The organism is Pseudarthrobacter cellobiosi, from assembly GCF_023913755.1.
In the GTDB taxonomy this organism is placed as follows: domain Bacteria; phylum Actinomycetota; class Actinomycetes; order Actinomycetales; family Micrococcaceae; genus Arthrobacter; species Arthrobacter cellobiosi.
The window spans coordinates 46,586-63,576 of record NZ_JAMXBJ010000049.1; the positions used below are offsets into that span (position 1 = coordinate 46,586).

Annotated in this window: 15 protein-coding genes; 2 read left to right on the forward strand and 13 right to left on the reverse strand. The window is 67.9% G+C overall.

Features of this window, described 5'->3' with window-relative positions; translation table 11 throughout:
- Positions 1-63: 63 nt before the first annotated feature.
- From NG696_RS16110 to NG696_RS16130, 5 genes are all read right to left on the reverse strand, one after another.
- On the reverse strand, positions 64-1,716 hold the full coding sequence (locus NG696_RS16110; RefSeq protein WP_252576143.1) for a response regulator transcription factor: 1,653 nt from the start codon (positions 1,714-1,716) through the stop codon (positions 64-66).
- 192 nt (positions 1,717-1,908) lie between these two features.
- Positions 1,909-3,432 carry an ATP-dependent DNA ligase gene (locus NG696_RS16115; protein ID WP_252576144.1) on the reverse strand — a complete coding sequence of 508 codons (1,524 nt, stop codon included), beginning with the start codon at positions 3,430-3,432 and terminating at the stop codon, positions 1,909-1,911.
- 348 nt (positions 3,433-3,780) lie between these two features.
- Positions 3,781-5,391 (reverse strand): chaperonin GroEL, encoded by a 1,611-nt coding sequence (gene groL, locus NG696_RS16120; protein ID WP_252576145.1) that lies wholly within the window; start codon positions 5,389-5,391, stop codon positions 3,781-3,783.
- Between the two features lie 77 nt (positions 5,392-5,468).
- On the reverse strand, positions 5,469-5,765 hold the full coding sequence (gene groES / locus NG696_RS16125; RefSeq protein ID WP_018773735.1) for a co-chaperone GroES: 297 nt from the start codon (positions 5,763-5,765) through the stop codon (positions 5,469-5,471).
- Between the two features lie 209 nt (positions 5,766-5,974).
- Positions 5,975-6,358 (reverse strand): hypothetical protein, encoded by a 384-nt coding sequence (locus tag NG696_RS16130; RefSeq protein WP_252567548.1) that lies wholly within the window; start codon positions 6,356-6,358, stop codon positions 5,975-5,977.
- A 55-nt stretch (positions 6,359-6,413) separates the two neighbouring features.
- Here NG696_RS16130 and NG696_RS16135 point away from each other — a divergent pair, with 55 nt between their 5' ends.
- Entirely contained in the window at positions 6,414-7,643 is a 1,230-nt protein-coding gene (locus NG696_RS16135) for a class I SAM-dependent methyltransferase (RefSeq protein WP_252567550.1), read from the forward strand.
- A gap of 27 nt (positions 7,644-7,670) precedes the next feature.
- Here the strand turns inward: NG696_RS16135 and NG696_RS16140 are convergent, their stop codons facing one another.
- On the reverse strand, positions 7,671-8,489 hold the full coding sequence (locus NG696_RS16140) for a shikimate 5-dehydrogenase (protein WP_308291981.1): 819 nt from the start codon (positions 8,487-8,489) through the stop codon (positions 7,671-7,673).
- Between the two features lie 50 nt (positions 8,490-8,539).
- Positions 8,540-9,988 carry a glycoside hydrolase family 3 N-terminal domain-containing protein gene (locus NG696_RS16145; RefSeq protein ID WP_252567673.1) on the reverse strand — a complete coding sequence of 483 codons (1,449 nt, stop codon included), beginning with the start codon at positions 9,986-9,988 and terminating at the stop codon, positions 8,540-8,542.
- Positions 9,989-10,329: 341 nt separating this feature from the next.
- Between NG696_RS16145 and NG696_RS16150 the strand changes: the two genes are divergently transcribed.
- Positions 10,330-11,481, forward strand: a complete 1,152-nt coding sequence (locus NG696_RS16150; RefSeq protein ID WP_252567552.1) for a glutamate--cysteine ligase — start codon at positions 10,330-10,332, stop codon at positions 11,479-11,481.
- 85 nt (positions 11,482-11,566) lie between these two features.
- Here NG696_RS16150 and NG696_RS16155 read toward each other — a convergent pair whose 3' ends face one another.
- The 6 genes from NG696_RS16155 to NG696_RS16180 form a co-directional block, all read right to left on the reverse strand.
- Positions 11,567-12,736, reverse strand: a complete 1,170-nt coding sequence (locus NG696_RS16155) for a tRNA (adenosine(37)-N6)-threonylcarbamoyltransferase complex transferase subunit TsaD (RefSeq protein WP_252567555.1) — start codon at positions 12,734-12,736, stop codon at positions 11,567-11,569.
- Positions 12,733-13,248: a ribosomal protein S18-alanine N-acetyltransferase gene (gene rimI / locus NG696_RS16160; RefSeq protein WP_252567675.1), complete on the reverse strand. Its 516-nt coding sequence runs from the start codon at positions 13,246-13,248 to the stop codon at positions 12,733-12,735. Before rimI ends, NG696_RS16155 begins: the two co-directional genes overlap by 4 nt.
- 2 nt (positions 13,249-13,250) lie before the next feature.
- On the reverse strand, positions 13,251-13,922 hold the full coding sequence (gene tsaB / locus NG696_RS16165) for a tRNA (adenosine(37)-N6)-threonylcarbamoyltransferase complex dimerization subunit type 1 TsaB (RefSeq protein WP_056344197.1): 672 nt from the start codon (positions 13,920-13,922) through the stop codon (positions 13,251-13,253).
- Entirely contained in the window at positions 13,922-14,500 is a 579-nt protein-coding gene (gene tsaE, locus NG696_RS16170) for a tRNA (adenosine(37)-N6)-threonylcarbamoyltransferase complex ATPase subunit type 1 TsaE (RefSeq protein ID WP_252576257.1), read from the reverse strand. The genes tsaB and tsaE overlap by 1 nt, the downstream gene beginning before the upstream one ends.
- A 17-nt stretch (positions 14,501-14,517) precedes the next feature.
- The gene (gene alr, locus NG696_RS16175) at positions 14,518-15,798 is read right to left on the reverse strand and encodes an alanine racemase (protein WP_252567557.1); all 1,281 of its coding nucleotides are present in this window, start codon (positions 15,796-15,798) and stop codon (positions 14,518-14,520) included.
- Between the two features lie 62 nt (positions 15,799-15,860).
- Positions 15,861-16,952, reverse strand: a complete 1,092-nt coding sequence (locus NG696_RS16180; protein WP_252576146.1) for a carbohydrate kinase family protein — start codon at positions 16,950-16,952, stop codon at positions 15,861-15,863.
- Positions 16,953-16,991: the final 39 nt, after the last annotated feature.

Below are 16,991 nucleotides of genomic sequence, written 5' to 3' on the forward strand. Positions count from 1 at the left end.
GCAACTTCAGTCACGGCGCAGCTGGGTATTTCTATGTAGGCCAGAGCGGTCCTATGTGGGCCGTCAGCCTGCGAGTCCGTGTTCGTAGGCGTAGCTAGTGGCGGCTGCCCGTGAAGACAGGCCCAGTTTTAGGAAGATGTTGCTGACATGCCGGGCTACGGTCTTTTCGCTCAAGTACAGTTCGGCGGCAATGGCCCGGTTGCCTTTTCCGGTTGCCACCAACTGGAGGATTTCAAGCTCGCGGCGCGTGAGGAGGCCCGCTGTGTCCGGCGTGGGCCCGCTGTCCAACATGCCTTCGTGCAGCAGCGCCGCCGCCCAGGTTGCCGCGGGCGCCGCGCCCAGGTCCAGGAGTGCAGCGTGGGCCGCCTCCAGGTACATCAGCGCCGAGGCCTCATCGCCAAGTGCGCGGCAGGCACTGCCGGCCAGCGCCTGGCAGCGCGCCGCTTCGTACGGAACACCAAGCTCCTGCCACAGCCTCCACGCCTCCCGGAGCGGTTTCAGGGCAGCGGAGGGGTCGCCGCCGGCCAGTCGGACCGCGCCGTCCGCCTGGCCGGCAACGGCCCGGACCATGGGCATAGGGCATTCACGGGCCAGGGTTTCCAGCTCCTGAACACCTCGCCGCGCGGCTTCCAGGTCGGAGGCGGCCAGCTCGATCTCCACCAGTGCCGGCAACATGTTCCGGCGGGTAGCGGCGTCTGCCGTGCCGGCCGCCCTGCGGACCATCAACTGCGCCTGCTGCGCGTCTCCGCGCGCCAATAAGAGGAGCGCAAGGCCAGGCTGCGGCTCGTAGCCGCTCCGGGCAGCCTGCCGGTAGGAAGCTTCGGCGTCGTCCAGTTTTCCACTCAGCCGTTCCACTTCTCCCTGCTGGTAGTAGCCTCCGTAAAGCGCCTGGGGATCACCCTTTACGGAAAGTCCCTGGGCAGCCGCAGCCGCCATCAGCGCCTCGGCCCAGGCCCCGTGGAGCATGAAGAGTTCGGCCCGGTGTGACTGGCACTGACCGCTGAACGTCACCATGTCAGGGCGTGCACTGCACCAGCGGTCCAGGGCAGCCGTCCATTCCAGAGCCCTCTCCAGGTCGAAGGCCAGGTGGCAGTTGCCAATGACAGCGCAGTAGATAATTCCTGACGGGATCGGGGAGAGTTCACCTGCCGTAACGGCCACCATGACCTCGTCGAACATCCTGAGGCCCTTGCCGGCCTGCCCAAGCATGAGAGTCGCCTGGCCTGTACCGAGGAGGCCCAGCGCGGACAGGTCTTTGTCCTGGAACCGCTGGCCGAAGTCCGCAACCTGGGAGAAAACCTGCAGTGCGCCCGCCGGATCACCGCCATAGAGCTTGCCGAGGCCCATCGGAACGAGCAAGAGGCCCTGCACAGCGTCCGGCTCGGCCAATTCATCCACGAGCCGCTGGCCGCGGGCAAACCACCCCCCGGCCCGAGCCGGCTCATCCAGGAACATCAGCTGCATCCCCATCCAACCGGCACACCGGGCGGCACCAACGACGTCGCCCACAACCAGGTATTCCTCATGGGCCCGGGTGAGGGTCTCCAGGCCTGTGGTCATCTTGCCGGTCAGGATCTCCGCGGTTGCGAGCCGTTCAAGGTCCGGGGCCGGCAGTCCGCCGCGCTGGTCGGCGTCGCGGAAGTTCTCGAAGGCATCGGTCCAGCGGTTCTCGCGGAACGCTGACCTGCCCTGGTCAAGGCCCGTCTCAGCTGACATCTGGCCTCCTTTCGGATACCGCCCACCCAGCCGGTCTGGCCCGCCGCACGCTGGGCGTGACGGCGGTTAAGCGCCACGGTACGCCCGCTGGAGATCCGGCACAAGCGGGCCGCAGATGCCTCGTGGCCCTGATCCTGGTGTCATCTCCGGCGCTTCGAGTGCGGCTGGCCCGAAGGATTCCCCTTCATACGGCTACGAACGCAGCAGTGCGCGCAGCGTCTGAATAGTGTCGGCCTCCGCCGCCGTCTTGTCGTCGCGGTAGCGCTTGACACGTGCGAACCGCAGCGCGATTCCGCCCGGATAGCGCGAGGAACGCTGCACGCCGTCGATCGCGATCTCGACCACGGTGACGGGCTCGACCCAGACGGTGCCCGCCGTGCGCCGCACCTCGAGCTCTTGGAATCTCTCGGTCTGCCAGCTCAGCAGCGCGTCCGTGAGGCCCTTGAATGTCTTGCCCACCATCACGTAGCCGCCCGGTTCGCCGAAATCGCCGGTCGGGTCAAGGGCTCCGAGGTGCAGGTTCGACAGCAGCCCAGTGCGCCGTCCTGACCCCCACTCGCAGGCGAGCACCACCAGGTCGTAGGTGAGCACAGGCTTCACCTTGATCCAGTTGGAACCACGCCGACCGGCCGCGTAGGCCGATCCGACCGCCTTCACAACCACGCCCTCATGGCCCGCGGCGAGCGCATCGCGCGACACTCTCTCAGCAACGGCCGCATCCGCCGTGATCTCCCCCGGGATCCGGTGCTCGGGGGCGATGCGCTTGAGCACGCCGATGCGCGCCGCCAGCGGCTCGTCGAGCAGGTCGCGCCCGTCGATGTGCAGCACGTCGAAGAACCACGGATGCAGCACCGTAGCGCGCGCCGCATCTGCCCCGAATCGTGCCATGGTCTCCTGGAACGGTCGCGGGCCGCCGTCCTCATCGAGGGCGAGGGTCTCGCCGTCGAGGATCACATCGCGCACCGGCAGTCCGCGCACCACCTGCACCACCTCGGGCAGCCGGTGGCTCACCTCGGCCAGGGTGCGTGTGTAGATGCGCACATCGTCGCCGACGCGATGCACCTGGATGCGGGCCCCGTCGAGCTTATATTCCACTGATGCCTCCCCCGTGACCTCCAGCGCCGCGCTGGCGCTGGCCGCCGTTGCGGCGAGCATGGGCTGCACGGGACGGCCGACGACGAGGCCGACGGCGTCCAGCTGGGCCGCCGTGCCCGTGATTGCCAGCAGGGCGGTCCCGCCGAGATCGCCGGAGAGCATCGCCGCACGGCGCACGGCGTCGACGGGCCGATCGGCGGCGCGGGCAACGGCATCGGTCAGCACCCCCTCAAGCGCACCGGTACGCAGTTCACCGAGCAGCACGCCGGCGATGAATGCCTGCTCGCGCTCGGTGGCTGCCGCCGTGAGCAACCGGAGGATCGCGGCGCGCTCCGCGGCCGATCCAGCGCCTGCGGTGACGAGCAGCCGATCCAGCGCAGCGTCGAGGTCGGCCACAGTCAGACTCGGCTCGGCAGCCGGCTCCCCCATGGCCGCTGTCATGCCGCGCCAGCCGATCCCTACGCGGCCCTGTCGCGGCTTGGCGATGAGCAAGCCGACCGCCGTCGCGATGTCCACGGGCTCGAGCCGGCACAGCAGGTCGGCCAGTGCGTCGACCTTCGCGAGCCGGGAGCGGGTCGACGCGACGGCATCCGTGGTTTTCACGAGCTCGTCGAGCAGCATGGCATCAGTCTGCCATTCCCGCCGACGCTGTACAGTGCCGCAACGCTGTCGGCCGCACGCTCAACCGTTCACTACTCGCGGCAGACGTGATCGACAGCCTCCATCTCTGGCTCTATCCAATCACCCTCCCGCAGGACGTGCCGGGCGCGTAGGGCGGAAAAGCCGGCCGCAGGATTTGTGGCACAAAAAACCGGCCCAGCGGAGGCTGGACCGGTTCTTTGCGCGGAGACCGTGCTGGGCCCACGCCGGTTCCCTGACCGTGGGCCCACATCGGCGAGGGACCCAAATCGAGCGAAGCGAGGTTTGGGAGCCGATGGGGACGAAGCGAGGTGAGGGAGACGGCGGGGACTAGTGGCTGTGGCCTGCGTGCTCGTCTTCGTTTGCGGGCTTCTCCACTACGAGGGTCTCGGTGGTGAGAACCAGCGCAGCGATGGAAGCCGCGTTGCGCAGGGCTGCGCGGGTGACCTTGACCGGGTCGATGACACCGGCGGCGATCAGGTCCTCGTACTCGCCCGACTTGGCGTTGAAGCCGTTGTTGGTTTCGAGCTCGGCAACCTTGGCGGTGACAACGTAGCCGTCGAAACCGGCGTTCTGGGCGATCCAGCGAAGCGGCTGAACCAGCGCGCGGCGGACGATGCCCACAGCAGCGGCGGCGTCGCCTTCGAGGGCCTTGACTGCAGGGTCCTCGTCGAGGGCCTTCAGTGCGTGGATCAGTGCGGAACCGCCACCGGCCACGATGCCTTCTTCGAGGGCGGCGCGGGTGGAGGACACTGCATCTTCGATGCGGTGCTTCTTTTCCTTCAGCTCAACCTCGGTGGCTGCGCCGACCTTGATGACACCGATGCCGCCGGCCAGCTTGGCCAGGCGCTCCTGGAGCTTTTCGCGGTCCCAGTCGGAGTCGGTGCGGGTCAGCTCGGCGCGCAGCTGGGAAACCCGGGCTGCGACGTCTTCTGCGGAACCGGCGCCGTCAACGATGGTGGTGTTGTCCTTGGTGACCGTGATGCGCCGGGCGGTACCCAGCACCTCAAGGCCAACCGAATCCAGGCTGAGGCCCAGTTCCGCGGAGACGACCTGCGCACCGGTGAGGGTGGCAATGTCCTGCAGCATGGCCTTGCGGCGGTCGCCGAAGCCCGGAGCCTTCACGGCAACAACGTTCAGGGTGCCGCGGATGCGGTTGACAATCAGCGTGGATAGGGCCTCGCCCTCAACGTCTTCGGCAATGATGAAGAGCGGCTTGGAGCTCTGCAGCGCCTTCTCCAGCAGCGGCAGGAAGTCCTGCACGGAGGAGATCTTGCCCTGGTTGATCAGGATAAGGGCGTCTTCGAGGACGGCTTCCTGGCGTTCGGAGTCGGTCACGAAGTACGGGGACAGGTAGCCCTTGTCGAACTGCATGCCTTCGGTGAGGACCAGCTCGGTCTGCGTGGTGGAGGACTCCTCGATGGTGATCACACCATCCTTGCCGACCTTGCCGAATGCCTCGGCGAGGAGCTCGCCGATTTCGTCGCTCTGGGCCGAGATTGCTGCCACGCTGGCAACCTGGGTGCCTTCAACCGGGCGTGCGTTCTCGAGCAGGCGGGCTGCAATGGCTTCTACGGAAACCTCGATGCCGCGCTTGATCTGGCCCGGAGCGGCGCCAGCCGCAACGTTGCGCAGGCCTTCCTTGACCAGGGCCTGGGCGAGCACGGTGGCCGTGGTGGTGCCGTCGCCGGCAACGTCGTTGGTCTTGGTGGCTACTTCCTTGGCCAGCTGCGCGCCAAGGTTCTCGTAGGGGTCATCAAGCTCAATTTCGCGGGCGATGGTGACGCCGTCGTTGGTGATGGTGGGTGCCCCCCACTTTTTGTCGAGTACGACGTTGCGGCCGCGGGGGCCGAGCGTCACCTTGACAGTGTTGGCGAGCTTATCGATGCCGGCTTCAAGCGACCGGCGTGCAGCGTCGTTAAACGCAAGCTGCTTTGCCATGGTTTTGTCCTTTCAAAGACAGAACCCCGCACTGTTGTTCAGTCAGGGACGGAACAGCAGTACGGGGATCCAAAGAGTTACTTTACGACGATCGCCAGAACGTCGCGGGCGGACAGCACGAGGTACTCGGTGCCACCGGTCTTGACTTCGGTTCCACCGTACTTGGAGTAGATAACAACGTCGCCAACGGCTACGTCGATCGGAACGCGGTTGCCGTTGTCGTCAAAGCGGCCGGGGCCTACTGCAACAACTTCGCCTTCCTGCGGCTTCTCCTGCGCGGAGTCCGGGATAACCAGGCCGGAAGCCGTGGTCTGCTCGGCTTCGAGCGGGCGGACAACAATACGATCCTCAAGAGGCTTAATAGAGACCGACACTCGGACCTCTCCTTCTACGTCAGCAAATTCATGGACAGTTGAGCTGCTTCGCCGTGGCTGGCAAACCGTCGTCGCGGTGCCGGCAGCAGCCTGGCTGGCAGCTCTTCATGTGTTAGCACCCTCCTAGGGAGAGTGCTAATGATGACTCTATGTATTGGTTAGCACTCGGTCAAGGCGAGTGCCAGAATTATGTCTCCGGCGAACAGCCATTACCGGCCGGTGAGGTCCTCGAGATCGACGTCCTCGTCGCCGTCGTCCCCTTCACTGACGGTGCCCCGCCGCAAGTACAGCACCACGGCGCCGCCCACGGCAGCCAGCAGCGAGACCACCAGCAGGATGATGCCGCCTACGCGCGCCCCGGCGTAGAGGCCGCGGATTTCCTGCGCCTCATCCGTGGCGTCCTGGATGTTCTTGCCGCCCACGGAATACACAGTGGCGTTGAACGTGTCCAGAAAGAAGATGATTACCAGCAGCGCGACGCAGACCACGGCCACTGCGGATCCTGCAATCAGCGCGGGGCGGGCGAACTTCACCAGGTCCGGGTTGCTGGCCTGGGGTAGTCCGGACGGCTGGGTGCCTGCGCTGTCTTCCATGCCCTCAACCCTAGCCGGATCTGGCCGCCGGGCCACCTCCATTAGGCTTGAACCCATGGCTCAAGCACCGCAGGACCAGATCGCCCCACTGCTCACGAGCGAAGGCTGGGAGCTCCTGGCGTCCTTGGGCCCGTACCGCGAGGACAAGGCCTTTGAGCTCAACGCGGCCCTCCGCAAGGCTGGACACTCCCCCGCGCTGGTCTCTGCCGTCCTCACCCAGTCCCGGCTGCGCACCAAGGCTGAGCTGAAGTTCGGGGAGTTCGCCCGGAGCATGCTCTTCACGCAGGCCGGGCTGGAACAGGCCACCCGTCTCACGGTTGCCGCCAGGCATGCCGAGCGCTTTGCGCAGGCCGGAGTCCGCCACGTGGCCGACCTCGGGTGCGGCCTTGCCGCGGACTCCCTGGCCCTGGCATCGATGGACATCACGGTCACGGCCGTGGAAATGGACGAAACCACGGCCGCCTGCGCCACGGTCAACCTCATCCCCTTCCCCAACGCCACGGTGGTGCATTCGGACGCCACCACCGTCCCTTTGGAGGGGGTCGACGGCGTCTGGCTGGATCCCGCACGCCGGGTCACCTCCACCTCGGGTACCAAGAGGATCTGGGATCCTGAGGCGTTTTCACCGCCGCTGTCCTTTGTGGAATCGCTCGCCGCCACCGGGCGCGCCGTTGGCGTCAAGATGGGCCCCGGCATGCCGCACGAATCAGTTCCCGCCGGCTGCGAGGCGCAGTGGGTATCGGTGGGCGGCGACGTCACCGAGGTGGCCCTGTGGTTCAACTCCGTGCGCCGGCCCGGAATCCGCCGCGCGGCGCTGCTGCTCGGACCGCAGGGTGCCGCCGAACTGACCAGCACTGAAGACTTCGACGGCGGTCCGGCCGCGCCGGTGGGTCCGGCAGAGGGTTACCTGTATGAGCCCGATGGTGCGGTGATCCGCGCAGGCCTGGTGGCCGACGTCGCGCTTCAACTGGGCGGGCACCTGCTGGACGAGCACATCGCCTACATCTGCGCTCCGGAGCTGGTGGACACGCCGTTCGCCCGCGCCTATAAGGTCCTGGAAGTGATGCCGTACAACGTCAAGGCGCTCAAGGCCTGGGTGAAGGAGAACGGCATCACGGTGCTGGACATCAAAAAGCGCGGCACCTCGGTAACCCCGGAGGAACTGCGCAAGCAGCTGTTCGCCGGAAGCAAGGTAGCCGGTAAGAAGGCCGGACAAAAAACAGCCACCCTGGTCCTGACCCGCATTGGGGAGGACCGGGTGGCCATCTCGGTGGAACCAGTCTGAAGCAGCGAAGCCTTCTGCGGCCGGGCCTTACTGGGCGCGCATAAAGTCCTCGGCGGCCCGGACTTGCTCGTCGGTGGGCCGGACGCCCGTGTAGAGCACAAACTGCTCGAGCGCCTGGATGGTGGCCACCTCGGCCCCCGTGATGACCTGTTTCCCGGCGGCGCGGGCCGCCTTGATCAGCGGCGTCTCCGCAGGCAGCGCCACGACGTCGAACACCACTTTGGCTGCGGCGATCGCATCTTCCGGGAAGGACAGCGAGTCCACTTCCGGGCCGCCTGCCATACCGATAGGCGTGACGTTGATGATCAGGTCCGCCGTGCCGCCGTCGAGCGTTGCCCGCCATTGGAACCCGTACTGCTCTGCGAGCGCCCTGCCGGTGTCTTCGTTCCGGGCGATGACGGTGACGTCCGTGAAGCCGGCGTCGCGCAGGGCCGCGACGGTGGCCTTGGCCATGCCGCCGGCGCCTTGGACCAGCACCGAGTAGTCCGTGGGCACGGCGTTGCTTGCGAGGAGCTGCTCGATGGCGGTGTAGTCGGTGTTGTAGGCCAACAGACGCCCGTCGGTGTTCACGATTGTGTTGACCGAATCGATGGCTTTGGCAGAGGGATCCAGCTCATCCACGAGCGCCATCACGTCCTCCTTGTAAGGCATGGACACCGCACAACCGCGGATGCCCAGGCCCCTGACGCCGGCGATCGCCTGGGCCAGGTCGGTGGGGGCAAAGGCCTTGTAGATCCAGTTCAGGCCCAGCTGCTCGTAGAGGTGGTTGTGGAACCGGGTCCCGTTGTTGCTGGGCCGGGCCGACAGCGAAATACACAAGGTCATGTCTTTGTTCAGAATGGGCACCTGTCCATTAAACCGCCGTTGACCGATTCGGCGATATGTTGCCGCCCAAGTTACGGGCAGCCCGTCCCGGCCGGATAGCTTCCGACGGCGGCGGGCAGCTTCCCCGGGGCAGCCGCCTTGCCTGCCAGCACGGCAACCAGGGCGTCAAAGGCACCCGGCGTCCGGCCGTACAGCGCGATTTTCACCGGCGCGCTGGAATCCTGCAGCGGCCAGGGCGCATCCAGTGCGACGGCGACATCGCCGCCGACCGGCCGGCCGGCGTAGCCGATGAGGCTGACCAGTGGGCCCGCCCCGGTGCCGAGCCCGGCCTTCGCTGCGGCCGCCTCGAACCGTGCCCTGTCCTGCGGTGATCCGCCGGCAATCCGGAGGCTTCCCTGGACGATTGGCGCGCTGCAGTGTCCGGACAGCACGGTGACTGCGGCCGCGGAGACCCGCGCCGAGATGTCAGCGCCGCTGCCGGGGGCGGTTCCCTCGGGCGCAGCTCCCGGCGGCGGGGCGATGCGGCCGCGCCAAGTCAGCATGGTGGCCACCCGGTTGGCCGCTTCGTCCAGGCGTGCCGCAGGCAGGGTTCCGGCGGCCACGGCGCCCACGATGGCTGCGTGGGCCTGCCCCACGTCCGTGGGCATCAGGAGCAGGTCCGCGCCCGCGGCGAGCGCCGCCGTTGCTGCGGAGCCACCCGGGTATTGCTTCTGGACGGCACCCATGTTGAGGGCATCGGTCACGGCCACACCCTTGAAGCCCATGCCACGCAGCGCAGCATAGGTGGGGCCGGACAACGACGCCGGGACGCCGGGTTCCAGGGCCGGTACGGCGATGTGCCCGGTCATGACCATGGGCATACCGGCGGCGATGGCCGCCCGGAACGGCTTCCAGTCCCGGGCTTCGAGTTCCGCGATGCCCGCGGGCTGCACCGGGAGGTCCTGGTGCGAGTCAACGGTGACGGAGCCGTGGCCGGGGAAATGCTTGACGGCGGGCAGGACGCCGGCCTCCTGCATACCTTGGGAAAACGCCACCGCCAGCGCTCCCGCTGCGTCCGGGTTGCCGGACATTGACCGGGCACCGATGGTGGGATCCGCTGGGCCGATGGTCACGTCCGCATCGGGGGCGAAGTCCACGGTGAAGCCCAGCGACGCGATCTCCGCGGCCAGGGCGCGGCCGGCGTCCTTGGCGAGTGGCGCATTGCCGGCAGCCCCGTAGCTCAGGGCCGTTGGCCATTCGGTCAGGGGCGCACCCAGCCGCGCCACAATCCCGCCCTCCTGGTCCACGCCGATGAGCCCGGGCCAGGGCCTGCCGTCAGCCGTGGCGGCTTGGGCCAGCCGGGCGTTGACAGCAGTCATGGCAGCCGGATCCGCTTGACCGCGCGCGTCAAGCGGGACGTTGTCGCCCATGATGATGGACCCGGCCAGATGGAGGCGCTCTATGGTGGCGGCCTGGGCTTCGGAGTCGGTCCCGGTGTACACGGGCATCAGCACCTGCCCGGCCTTCTCCTCGACCGACATCGCTGCCACTGTGGCGGCGGCAACACTCTGGTCCCGCTGTTCGGGGCCCCAGCCCAGCGGCCGCAGCCCGGGGTCAGGTGAGGGAGAAGCGGACGGTGGTGCCGTCGTCGGCCGCTCTGATTCCGGGGTTGAGGCGGACGCAGGGCCGGAGGTCGCCGGGGCGGTGGCGGGAACTGCCGTGCAGGCAGTCAGGGCGGCCACGGCAGCGGCCGCAATAAGGAGGGTGGTTTTGTGAATACTGTCACGGGTCCACAGGAACAAGGCCATCAAGACGATGCTACCCCTGCATTAGACTTGAATGCGGCGCGTGCCCAGGGATGTCTGAACAGTTAGGGGAACGCATGAAGATTGATTTCGCTTCATCGAAGCAATCAACTCTTGGTGTGGAATGGGAGCTGGCTCTGGTGGACGGCCAGACCGGCGAACTGGCATCAGTGGCCAACGAAGTACTCAGCGGCGTCGTTGCCAAGCACCCCGAACTCAACGAAGACGACGAACACCCGCACATCAAGCAGGAACTCCTGCTCAACACCGTGGAGCTCGTCACTGGCATCTGCGAGACTGCCGCCGAAGCCAAGGAAGACCTCAGCCGGTCCCTGGCCGCGGTGCGCGAAATCACCGATCCCATGGGCGTGGAGGTTTTCTGCGCCGGCAGCCACCCGTTCAGCCCGCCGCAGCTGCAGCCCGTGACGGACAAGGCCCGGTATGCCAAGCTGATCGACCGCACCCAGTGGTGGGGCCGGCAGATGGTCATCTACGGCGTGCACGTCCACGTGGGCCTGGACCGGCGCGAAAAGGCACTCCCCGTGCTGGACGGCCTGGTCAATTACTTCCCGCATTTCCAGGCGCTCTCGGCGTCGAGCCCGTTCTGGGGCGGCGAGGACACCGGCTACGCGTCGCACCGGGCCCTGATGTTCCAGCAGCTGCCGACGGCGGGCCTGCCCTTCCAGTTCCCGTCCTGGGACGAATACGAGTCCTACGTCCAGGACATGTTCACCACCGGCGTGATCGACACCCTGTCCGAGATCCGCTGGGACATCCGGCCCGTTCCCAACCTCGGCACCATCGAAATGCGCATCTGCGACGGCCTGGCCACGCTGGAGGAAGTGGGCGCGATTGCCGCGCTCACCCAGTGCCTGGTGGACGAGTTCTCCACCACGCTGGACAACGGCGGCACCATCCCCACGATGCCGCCGTGGCACGTCCAGGAGAACAAGTGGCGGGCCGCCCGCTACGGCATGGAGGCCATTATCATCCTCGACGCCGCCGGCAACGAACAGCTGGTCACCGACCACCTGCTGGAGACTTTGAACCGGCTTGAGCCGGTGGCCGCGAAACTCGGCTGCCCCGACGAACTGGCCGACGTCGAGAAGATCATCCGCCGCGGCGCCGGGTACCAGCGGCAGCGCCGCGTCGCTGCCGCTCACGGCGGCGACCTGCAGGCCGTGGTGCTGGACCTGGTCAAGCAGATGCGGAACGGGCCGACGGGGTAAATCCCCCCCGTTGCTCTATCAGTTCGAGTCGCTAAACCTGTGGGTTAGGGACCACAACTGATAGAGCAAGTGGGTTTCGACAGGCTCAACCACCGAAGGCGGGGAGGGACACCGCGGTGACCGGCATCGAGGAGTCCGGGGCGAAGCGGATGCCGCTGGGCCCGATCCCGGCCATCACCAGCTGCGCACCGAGGGCCGCCACCATGGCGCCGTTGTCCGTGCACAGGTCCAGCGGCGGCACGTGGAGTTTGATTCCAGCTGACGCACAGCGCTGACCGGTGAGTTCCCGCAACCTGGAGTTGGCCGCCACTCCCCCGCCCAAGAGAACGTCTTTGATGCCGTGCTCGCGGCAGGCCAGGACGGCCTTGGACGTGATCACGTCCACCACCGCTTCCTGGAAGGCTGCGGCAATGTCGGCCACCGGCACCTCTTCGCCACGGGCCTCGAACTGCTCGACGCACCGTGCCACTGCCGTCTTCAGGCCGCTGAAAGACCAGTCGTAGCGGTGTTTTCCCGGTTCCTCGGCGGTGCCCATGTACTTGGGCTGGCTGAGGCCGCGCGGGAACCGGATGGCTTTGGGGTTGCCGTTGCGGGCCAGCTTGTCGATGGCCGGGCCGCCCGGGTAGCCGAGGCCCAGGATGCGGGCCACTTTGTCGTAGGCTTCGCCGGCGGCGTCGTCGATGGTGGAGCCGAGGAGCTGGACGTCGCTGGTGATGCTGTTGATCTTCAGGATCTCGGTGTGCCCGCCGGAGACCAGCAGGGCACCCAGGTTTTCCGGGAGACGGCGGGCGTGGCCGAGCCCTGCGGCAAGCCCGGACGCAGCGCCGGCGGAACGGCCGGCCACGCGGCCGGCGGCAGCACCGCCGTCGGGGTTTCCGTCCAGCAGCCCGACGCCGACATGCGCCACAAGGTGGTTGATGGCATACAGCGGCTTGCCGGTGGCCACGGCAAGGGCTTTCGCGGCGCAGACCCCCACCATCAGGGCGCCCGCAAGCCCGGGCCCGGAGGTGACGGCAAGGGCATCCACGTCCTCCAGCGTTACGTCGGCGTCGGCCAGGGCCTGGCGCAGCGTGGGCACAAAGGCATCAAGGTGCGCGCGGGAGGCGATCTCGGGGATCACGCCGCCGAAGCGGACGTGCTCGTCCATCGAGGAGGACACCGTGTTGGTGAGCAGCGTGGTACCGCGGACGATGCCAACGCCGGTTTCGTCGCAGGAGGATTCGATGCCCAGCACCAGGGGCTGCGAGCGGTTCATGCCTGGCCTGCTTCTGTGGTGGCATCGGATTGGGTTATGGGATCGGCTTCGGGGGCCAGCTGCAGCCGCATGATGAGGGCGTCGACGCCGTCGCGGTAATACCCCCGGCGGACGTGGATCTGTTCGAAGCCGAACCGCACGTACAGCTGCTGCGCCCGGGGGTTGTCCGCGCGGACCTCGAGGAGGACGTCCGCGGCCCCGCGGAGCCGGGCTTCCGTGATCAGCCGGGTCAGGAGCGTTGAGCCGATCCCTTGGCCTTCGAATTCAGGCACGACGGCGATGGTCTGGACGTCCGCGATGGGCTCGATGCACATCAGGCCGGCGTAGCCCACGATGTCCCCGCCGCTTTCGGCCACCAGGTAGCGGCGCGTTTCCGGCTGGGACAGTTCGGACAGGAACATGTGCAGCGGCCACGCGTCCGCCGGGAACAGCCGCTGTTCGAGGGCGTCCACGGCGGGCACGTCCTCCAGGGTCATGTCCCGGAAAACCACTCCGTCAGCGCTGGTCGGCATGCTCACAGGGCCCGCTTCCGTGGGCCGGGGACCTGGGCGTCCGATTCCCGGAGGTACAGGGGCGTGGAGTCGAGCAGCTGCCCGCCGGCTGCGAGCCGGGCCAAGGCGAACTGTCCGAGGTAGAGGGCGTCGGGCTGTTCGTTGCTGAAGCCGGGGTCTGCGCGCAGCACGTCACTGTAGAGTCCGGCGCCGGCGCCGTAGGCCGGGAGGTCCGGCAGGTCGGCCGCGAAGCTGACGTGCGGGCCGTCCTCAAGCTGCGGCAACTGGCCGTCGGCGAGGCTGTACCGCGCCCAGTAGACCTCCTTGCGCCGGGCGTCCGTGACCACCAGGAATTCGGCCGCGGCATCGGTGGACTCAGCCACTTCCAGTGCCACGGCGTCCAGGCTCATCAGCCCGTACAGCGGTTTGTCCCAGACGAAGGCGAGCGTCCGGGCGGTTGCGATCCCCGAGCGCAGGCCGGTGAACGGGCCGGGGCCCACGCCTGTCACGATCGCGTCGATGTCCCCGCCGGTGACGCCCGCAGAGGCCAGCAGGTCCTCGATGCCGGGGGCCAGCACTTCGGCGTGGCTGCGCGTGTCCTCGGTGGAGAAGCTGGCCACCACGCCTTCGAGGGCGTCGTCCGAGACGAGTGCCGCACTGGCCACGGCGGAGGTGTCGATGGCGAGAATGAGCATCAGGGTGTCCCTTCGATGGCGCCGCCCAGGGCAGGCTTGGTGCTCCAGCGGGGACCAAACCCGCGCAGCACGATGGTGCGGGGTTCGTCGAAGTCCTCGGTGTCAAAGTCGAGGATTTCGGTGTGGCCGGGCATTGGTTCCGCAGCGCCTAGAGCGTCCAGCCCGATCGCCCGGTGCAGGTCCACTTCCAGCCGGCTCTCGCTAAGGCGCTCCACCCGGCCGCGTCCCCACTCCACCACGGTCACGGACGAGTCCAGCGTGTTTTCCAGGTCAATGTCGTCAATTTCCGACGCCGATCCCAGCCGGTACGCGTCCACGTGCACCAGATCAGGGCCACCGGGCCGCGGGCCGTCGGTCAGGTTGGGATGGATGCGGACCAGGACGAAGGTGGGCGAAATGATGCCCGCGCGCACGCCCAAGCCTTCGCCGAGGCCCTGCGTGAAGGTGGTTTTCCCGGCACCCAGCTCGCCGGTCAGCACCAACAGGTCCCCGGCCTGCAGCCCCGCCCCCAAAGCGGCGGCGAGCGCGTGAGTCTGGTCCGCCGTCGTGACTCTCAGCGTCTCTTCCCAGTGGGGCATCTCTGCCGCGGGCACGCTCACGGTGTTGCCTGCCCGGCGTCGGGATTGCCAACGGCAGAACGCCCGGCGCCAGGAGCGTCGCCGGCTGGGCGGCTGCCGGAAGGCTCGACGGCGGGACTGTCGTTGATGAACCGGCGCGGCACGCGCGGGCTGATCCGGGTCACGATCTCGTAGTTGTTGGTGCCGGCGGCGATCGCCCAGTCATCCGCCGTGGGCCCGCCGTCGTCCCCGTCGCCGAACAGCACCGCCTCGGCGCCGAAGAGCTCCGCGCCGGCGGGGCCGATGTTGCCGAGGTCGATGACCATCTGGTCCATGGCGATGCGGCCCACCACGGGGTAGGTCCGGCCAGCCACCCGGACGGGACCGCCGGTGGCAATGCGGGGCACACCGTCGGCGTAGCCCAGCGGGATCAGCGCCAGGGTGCTGGGGCCGCTGGTGCGGTAGCGCAGGCCGTAGGAGACGCCCTGCCCGTCGGGGACCTGCTTGCATTGGGACACCAGGGTGCGCAGGGTCATCGCAGGCCGGAGGCCCAGTTCGGCGGACGTCTGGCCTTCGAAGGGCGAGAGGCCGTAGATGCCCAGGCCCACGCGGACCAGGTCAAAGTGCGTATCGGGGCGGGACAGCGTGGCCGGGGTGTTGGCCAGGTGGCGGACTTCGGGGTCCACGCCCGCGTCCTCGGCCACGGCCAGCACCTCGCGGAAGGCGGCCAACTGTTCGTCGGTTTCCGGCCGTTCGGGTTCGTCCGCCACGGACAGGTGGGAGAAGATGCCCACCACGCGCAGGAGGCCCTGGTCCTGGTACTCCATGGCTTCGCCCAGCAGCTGGTCCCAGGCATCGAGCGCTACGCCGTTCCGGCCCAGGCCCGTGTCCACTTTCAGGTGGATCCGCGCGGGACGTTCCTGGTCACGCGCGGCGGCCACAATCCGGTCCAGTTCCCAGCCGGAGCAGCCGATGTCGACGCCGGCAGCCACCGCCGCCGCAAAGTTGCTTTCGGCCGTGTGCAGCCAGGCCAGCAAGGGGGCGTCGATGCCCGCGGCCCGCAGTGCCAGTGCTTCGGAGATGTGCGCGACGCCCAGCCAGGACGCGCCGGCTTCGAGGGCGGCCCGGGCCACCGGAACCGCGCCGTGTCCATACGCGTCGGCCTTAACCACGGCCATGACCTTGGCGGGTGAGGCCGCGTCCGCCAGCCGCCGCACGTTATGGCGGACGGCGTCCAGGTCGATGACGGCGGACCGCTCGGACAGAGGATCAGGTCCTGAGGCCGCGCGGAAGTCACCGGTTGTTACGGGATAAGTCACGTTAGTGATTCTAGTGCGGGCGCTCAGGTCGGGATAATCGCGCCGCGTTCCGGCTCAGGACGTCAGGCGTCGGAAAGGTGCGCGATGGTGGCGGTGGCGCGGCGCTGCGCCGCGAGTGGGACGTCGCTGATAATGTCCTCCAGAAAACCGAAGCGGCGAAGCCACTGGCTGCTCTGGCGTTCCGGCCGGGAGTTGGCCCGCTTCCACCAGTCGGCGATATCTCCCCAGCCGGGCGCTGCCAGCGATCCGCCCACTTCCTGTACGGCCAGGGAGGCGCAAAGGTTGGCGAAGCGGAGCCGGTTTCCCAGCGGCCAGCCGGCCAAGCTGCCCACGATGAACGCTGCATCAAAGCAGTCGCCGGCTCCGGTGGGATCAAAGGCAGTCACCGGCAACGACGGCACCCACTCCTCCTCACCGGTTTCCGAGTCCACGGCCATGGCACCCTGCGCACCGAGTGTCACCACGGCCACGGGCACGCGGTCCGCCAGCGCATACAGCGCGGACCACGGATTGTCCTTCCCCGTGAAGGCCATGGCCTCGCGCTGGTTGGGCAGGAAGGCGTGGAAATACTGCAGGTTCTCGAGCCGGACCGGTGACCACTTCCCGCTGGGGTCCCAGCCCACGTCCCCGAACAGTCTCACGCCGGCCTGGTGCGCGGCCACGGCCCAAGGTTCAATCTCCTCGTCGAGCGCGGCAATGCCGGCGAGCGCAGTGGGCGGCGAACCGATCAGTTCCGACGACGTCACGGGGGCCGGGTGGCCGTGAGTCACCAGGGAACGGTCGTTGTGGACGCTGAGCGAGACGGTGACCGGGGAATGCCACCCCGGGATGCGGCGGGACAGGCTCAGGTCCACGTGTTCCTGCCCGGCCAGGATTTTCCAGTTGTAGTCGCCGTAGCCGTCGTCCCCGAAGGCGGCAGCCAGTCCCGTGCGCAGTCCCAGCCTCGCCGCGGCAATGGCCTGGTTCGCGACGCCGCCGGGGCAGCTGCCCATGCCCTCGCTCCAGATTTCCGTGCCGGGCTCGGGCGCGTGCGGCAGCCCTGTGAAGATGATGTCCTGGAAAACCGTGCCGGCCAGCAGCAGGTCGAACCCGCCGTCGGACGGTGTGCGGACGGTTGAGAGCGGATCGAAGCGGCGGTCCGGGATGGCGTCCATGTCCGGCAGACTACGCCCTGCCGCGGCCCCACGGTAGGG

Coding starts and splice junctions, on each gene's coding strand:
- NG696_RS16110 (WP_252576143.1), bottom strand. CDS start 1,716: ATGTCAGCTGAGACGGGCCTTGACCAGGGCAGGTCAGCGTTCCGCGAG.
- NG696_RS16115 (WP_252576144.1), bottom strand. CDS start 3,432: ATGCTGCTCGACGAGCTCGTGAAAACCACGGATGCCGTCGCGTCGACC.
- groL (WP_252576145.1), bottom strand. CDS start 5,391: ATGGCAAAGCAGCTTGCGTTTAACGACGCTGCACGCCGGTCGCTTGAA.
- NG696_RS16130 (WP_252567548.1), bottom strand. CDS start 6,358: ATGGAAGACAGCGCAGGCACCCAGCCGTCCGGACTACCCCAGGCCAGC.
- NG696_RS16135 (WP_252567550.1), top strand. CDS start 6,414: ATGGCTCAAGCACCGCAGGACCAGATCGCCCCACTGCTCACGAGCGAA.
- NG696_RS16145 (WP_252567673.1), bottom strand. CDS start 9,988: ATGTCGGTCGAGGAGAAGGCCGGGCAGGTGCTGATGCCCGTGTACACC.
- NG696_RS16150 (WP_252567552.1), top strand. CDS start 10,330: ATGAAGATTGATTTCGCTTCATCGAAGCAATCAACTCTTGGTGTGGAA.
- NG696_RS16155 (WP_252567555.1), bottom strand. CDS start 12,736: ATGAACCGCTCGCAGCCCCTGGTGCTGGGCATCGAATCCTCCTGCGAC.
- rimI (WP_252567675.1), bottom strand. CDS start 13,248: ATGCCGACCAGCGCTGACGGAGTGGTTTTCCGGGACATGACCCTGGAG.
- tsaB (WP_056344197.1), bottom strand. CDS start 13,922: ATGCTCATTCTCGCCATCGACACCTCCGCCGTGGCCAGTGCGGCACTC.
- tsaE (WP_252576257.1), bottom strand. CDS start 14,500: ATGCCCCACTGGGAAGAGACGCTGAGAGTCACGACGGCGGACCAGACT.
- NG696_RS16180 (WP_252576146.1), bottom strand. CDS start 16,952: ATGGACGCCATCCCGGACCGCCGCTTCGATCCGCTCTCAACCGTCCGC.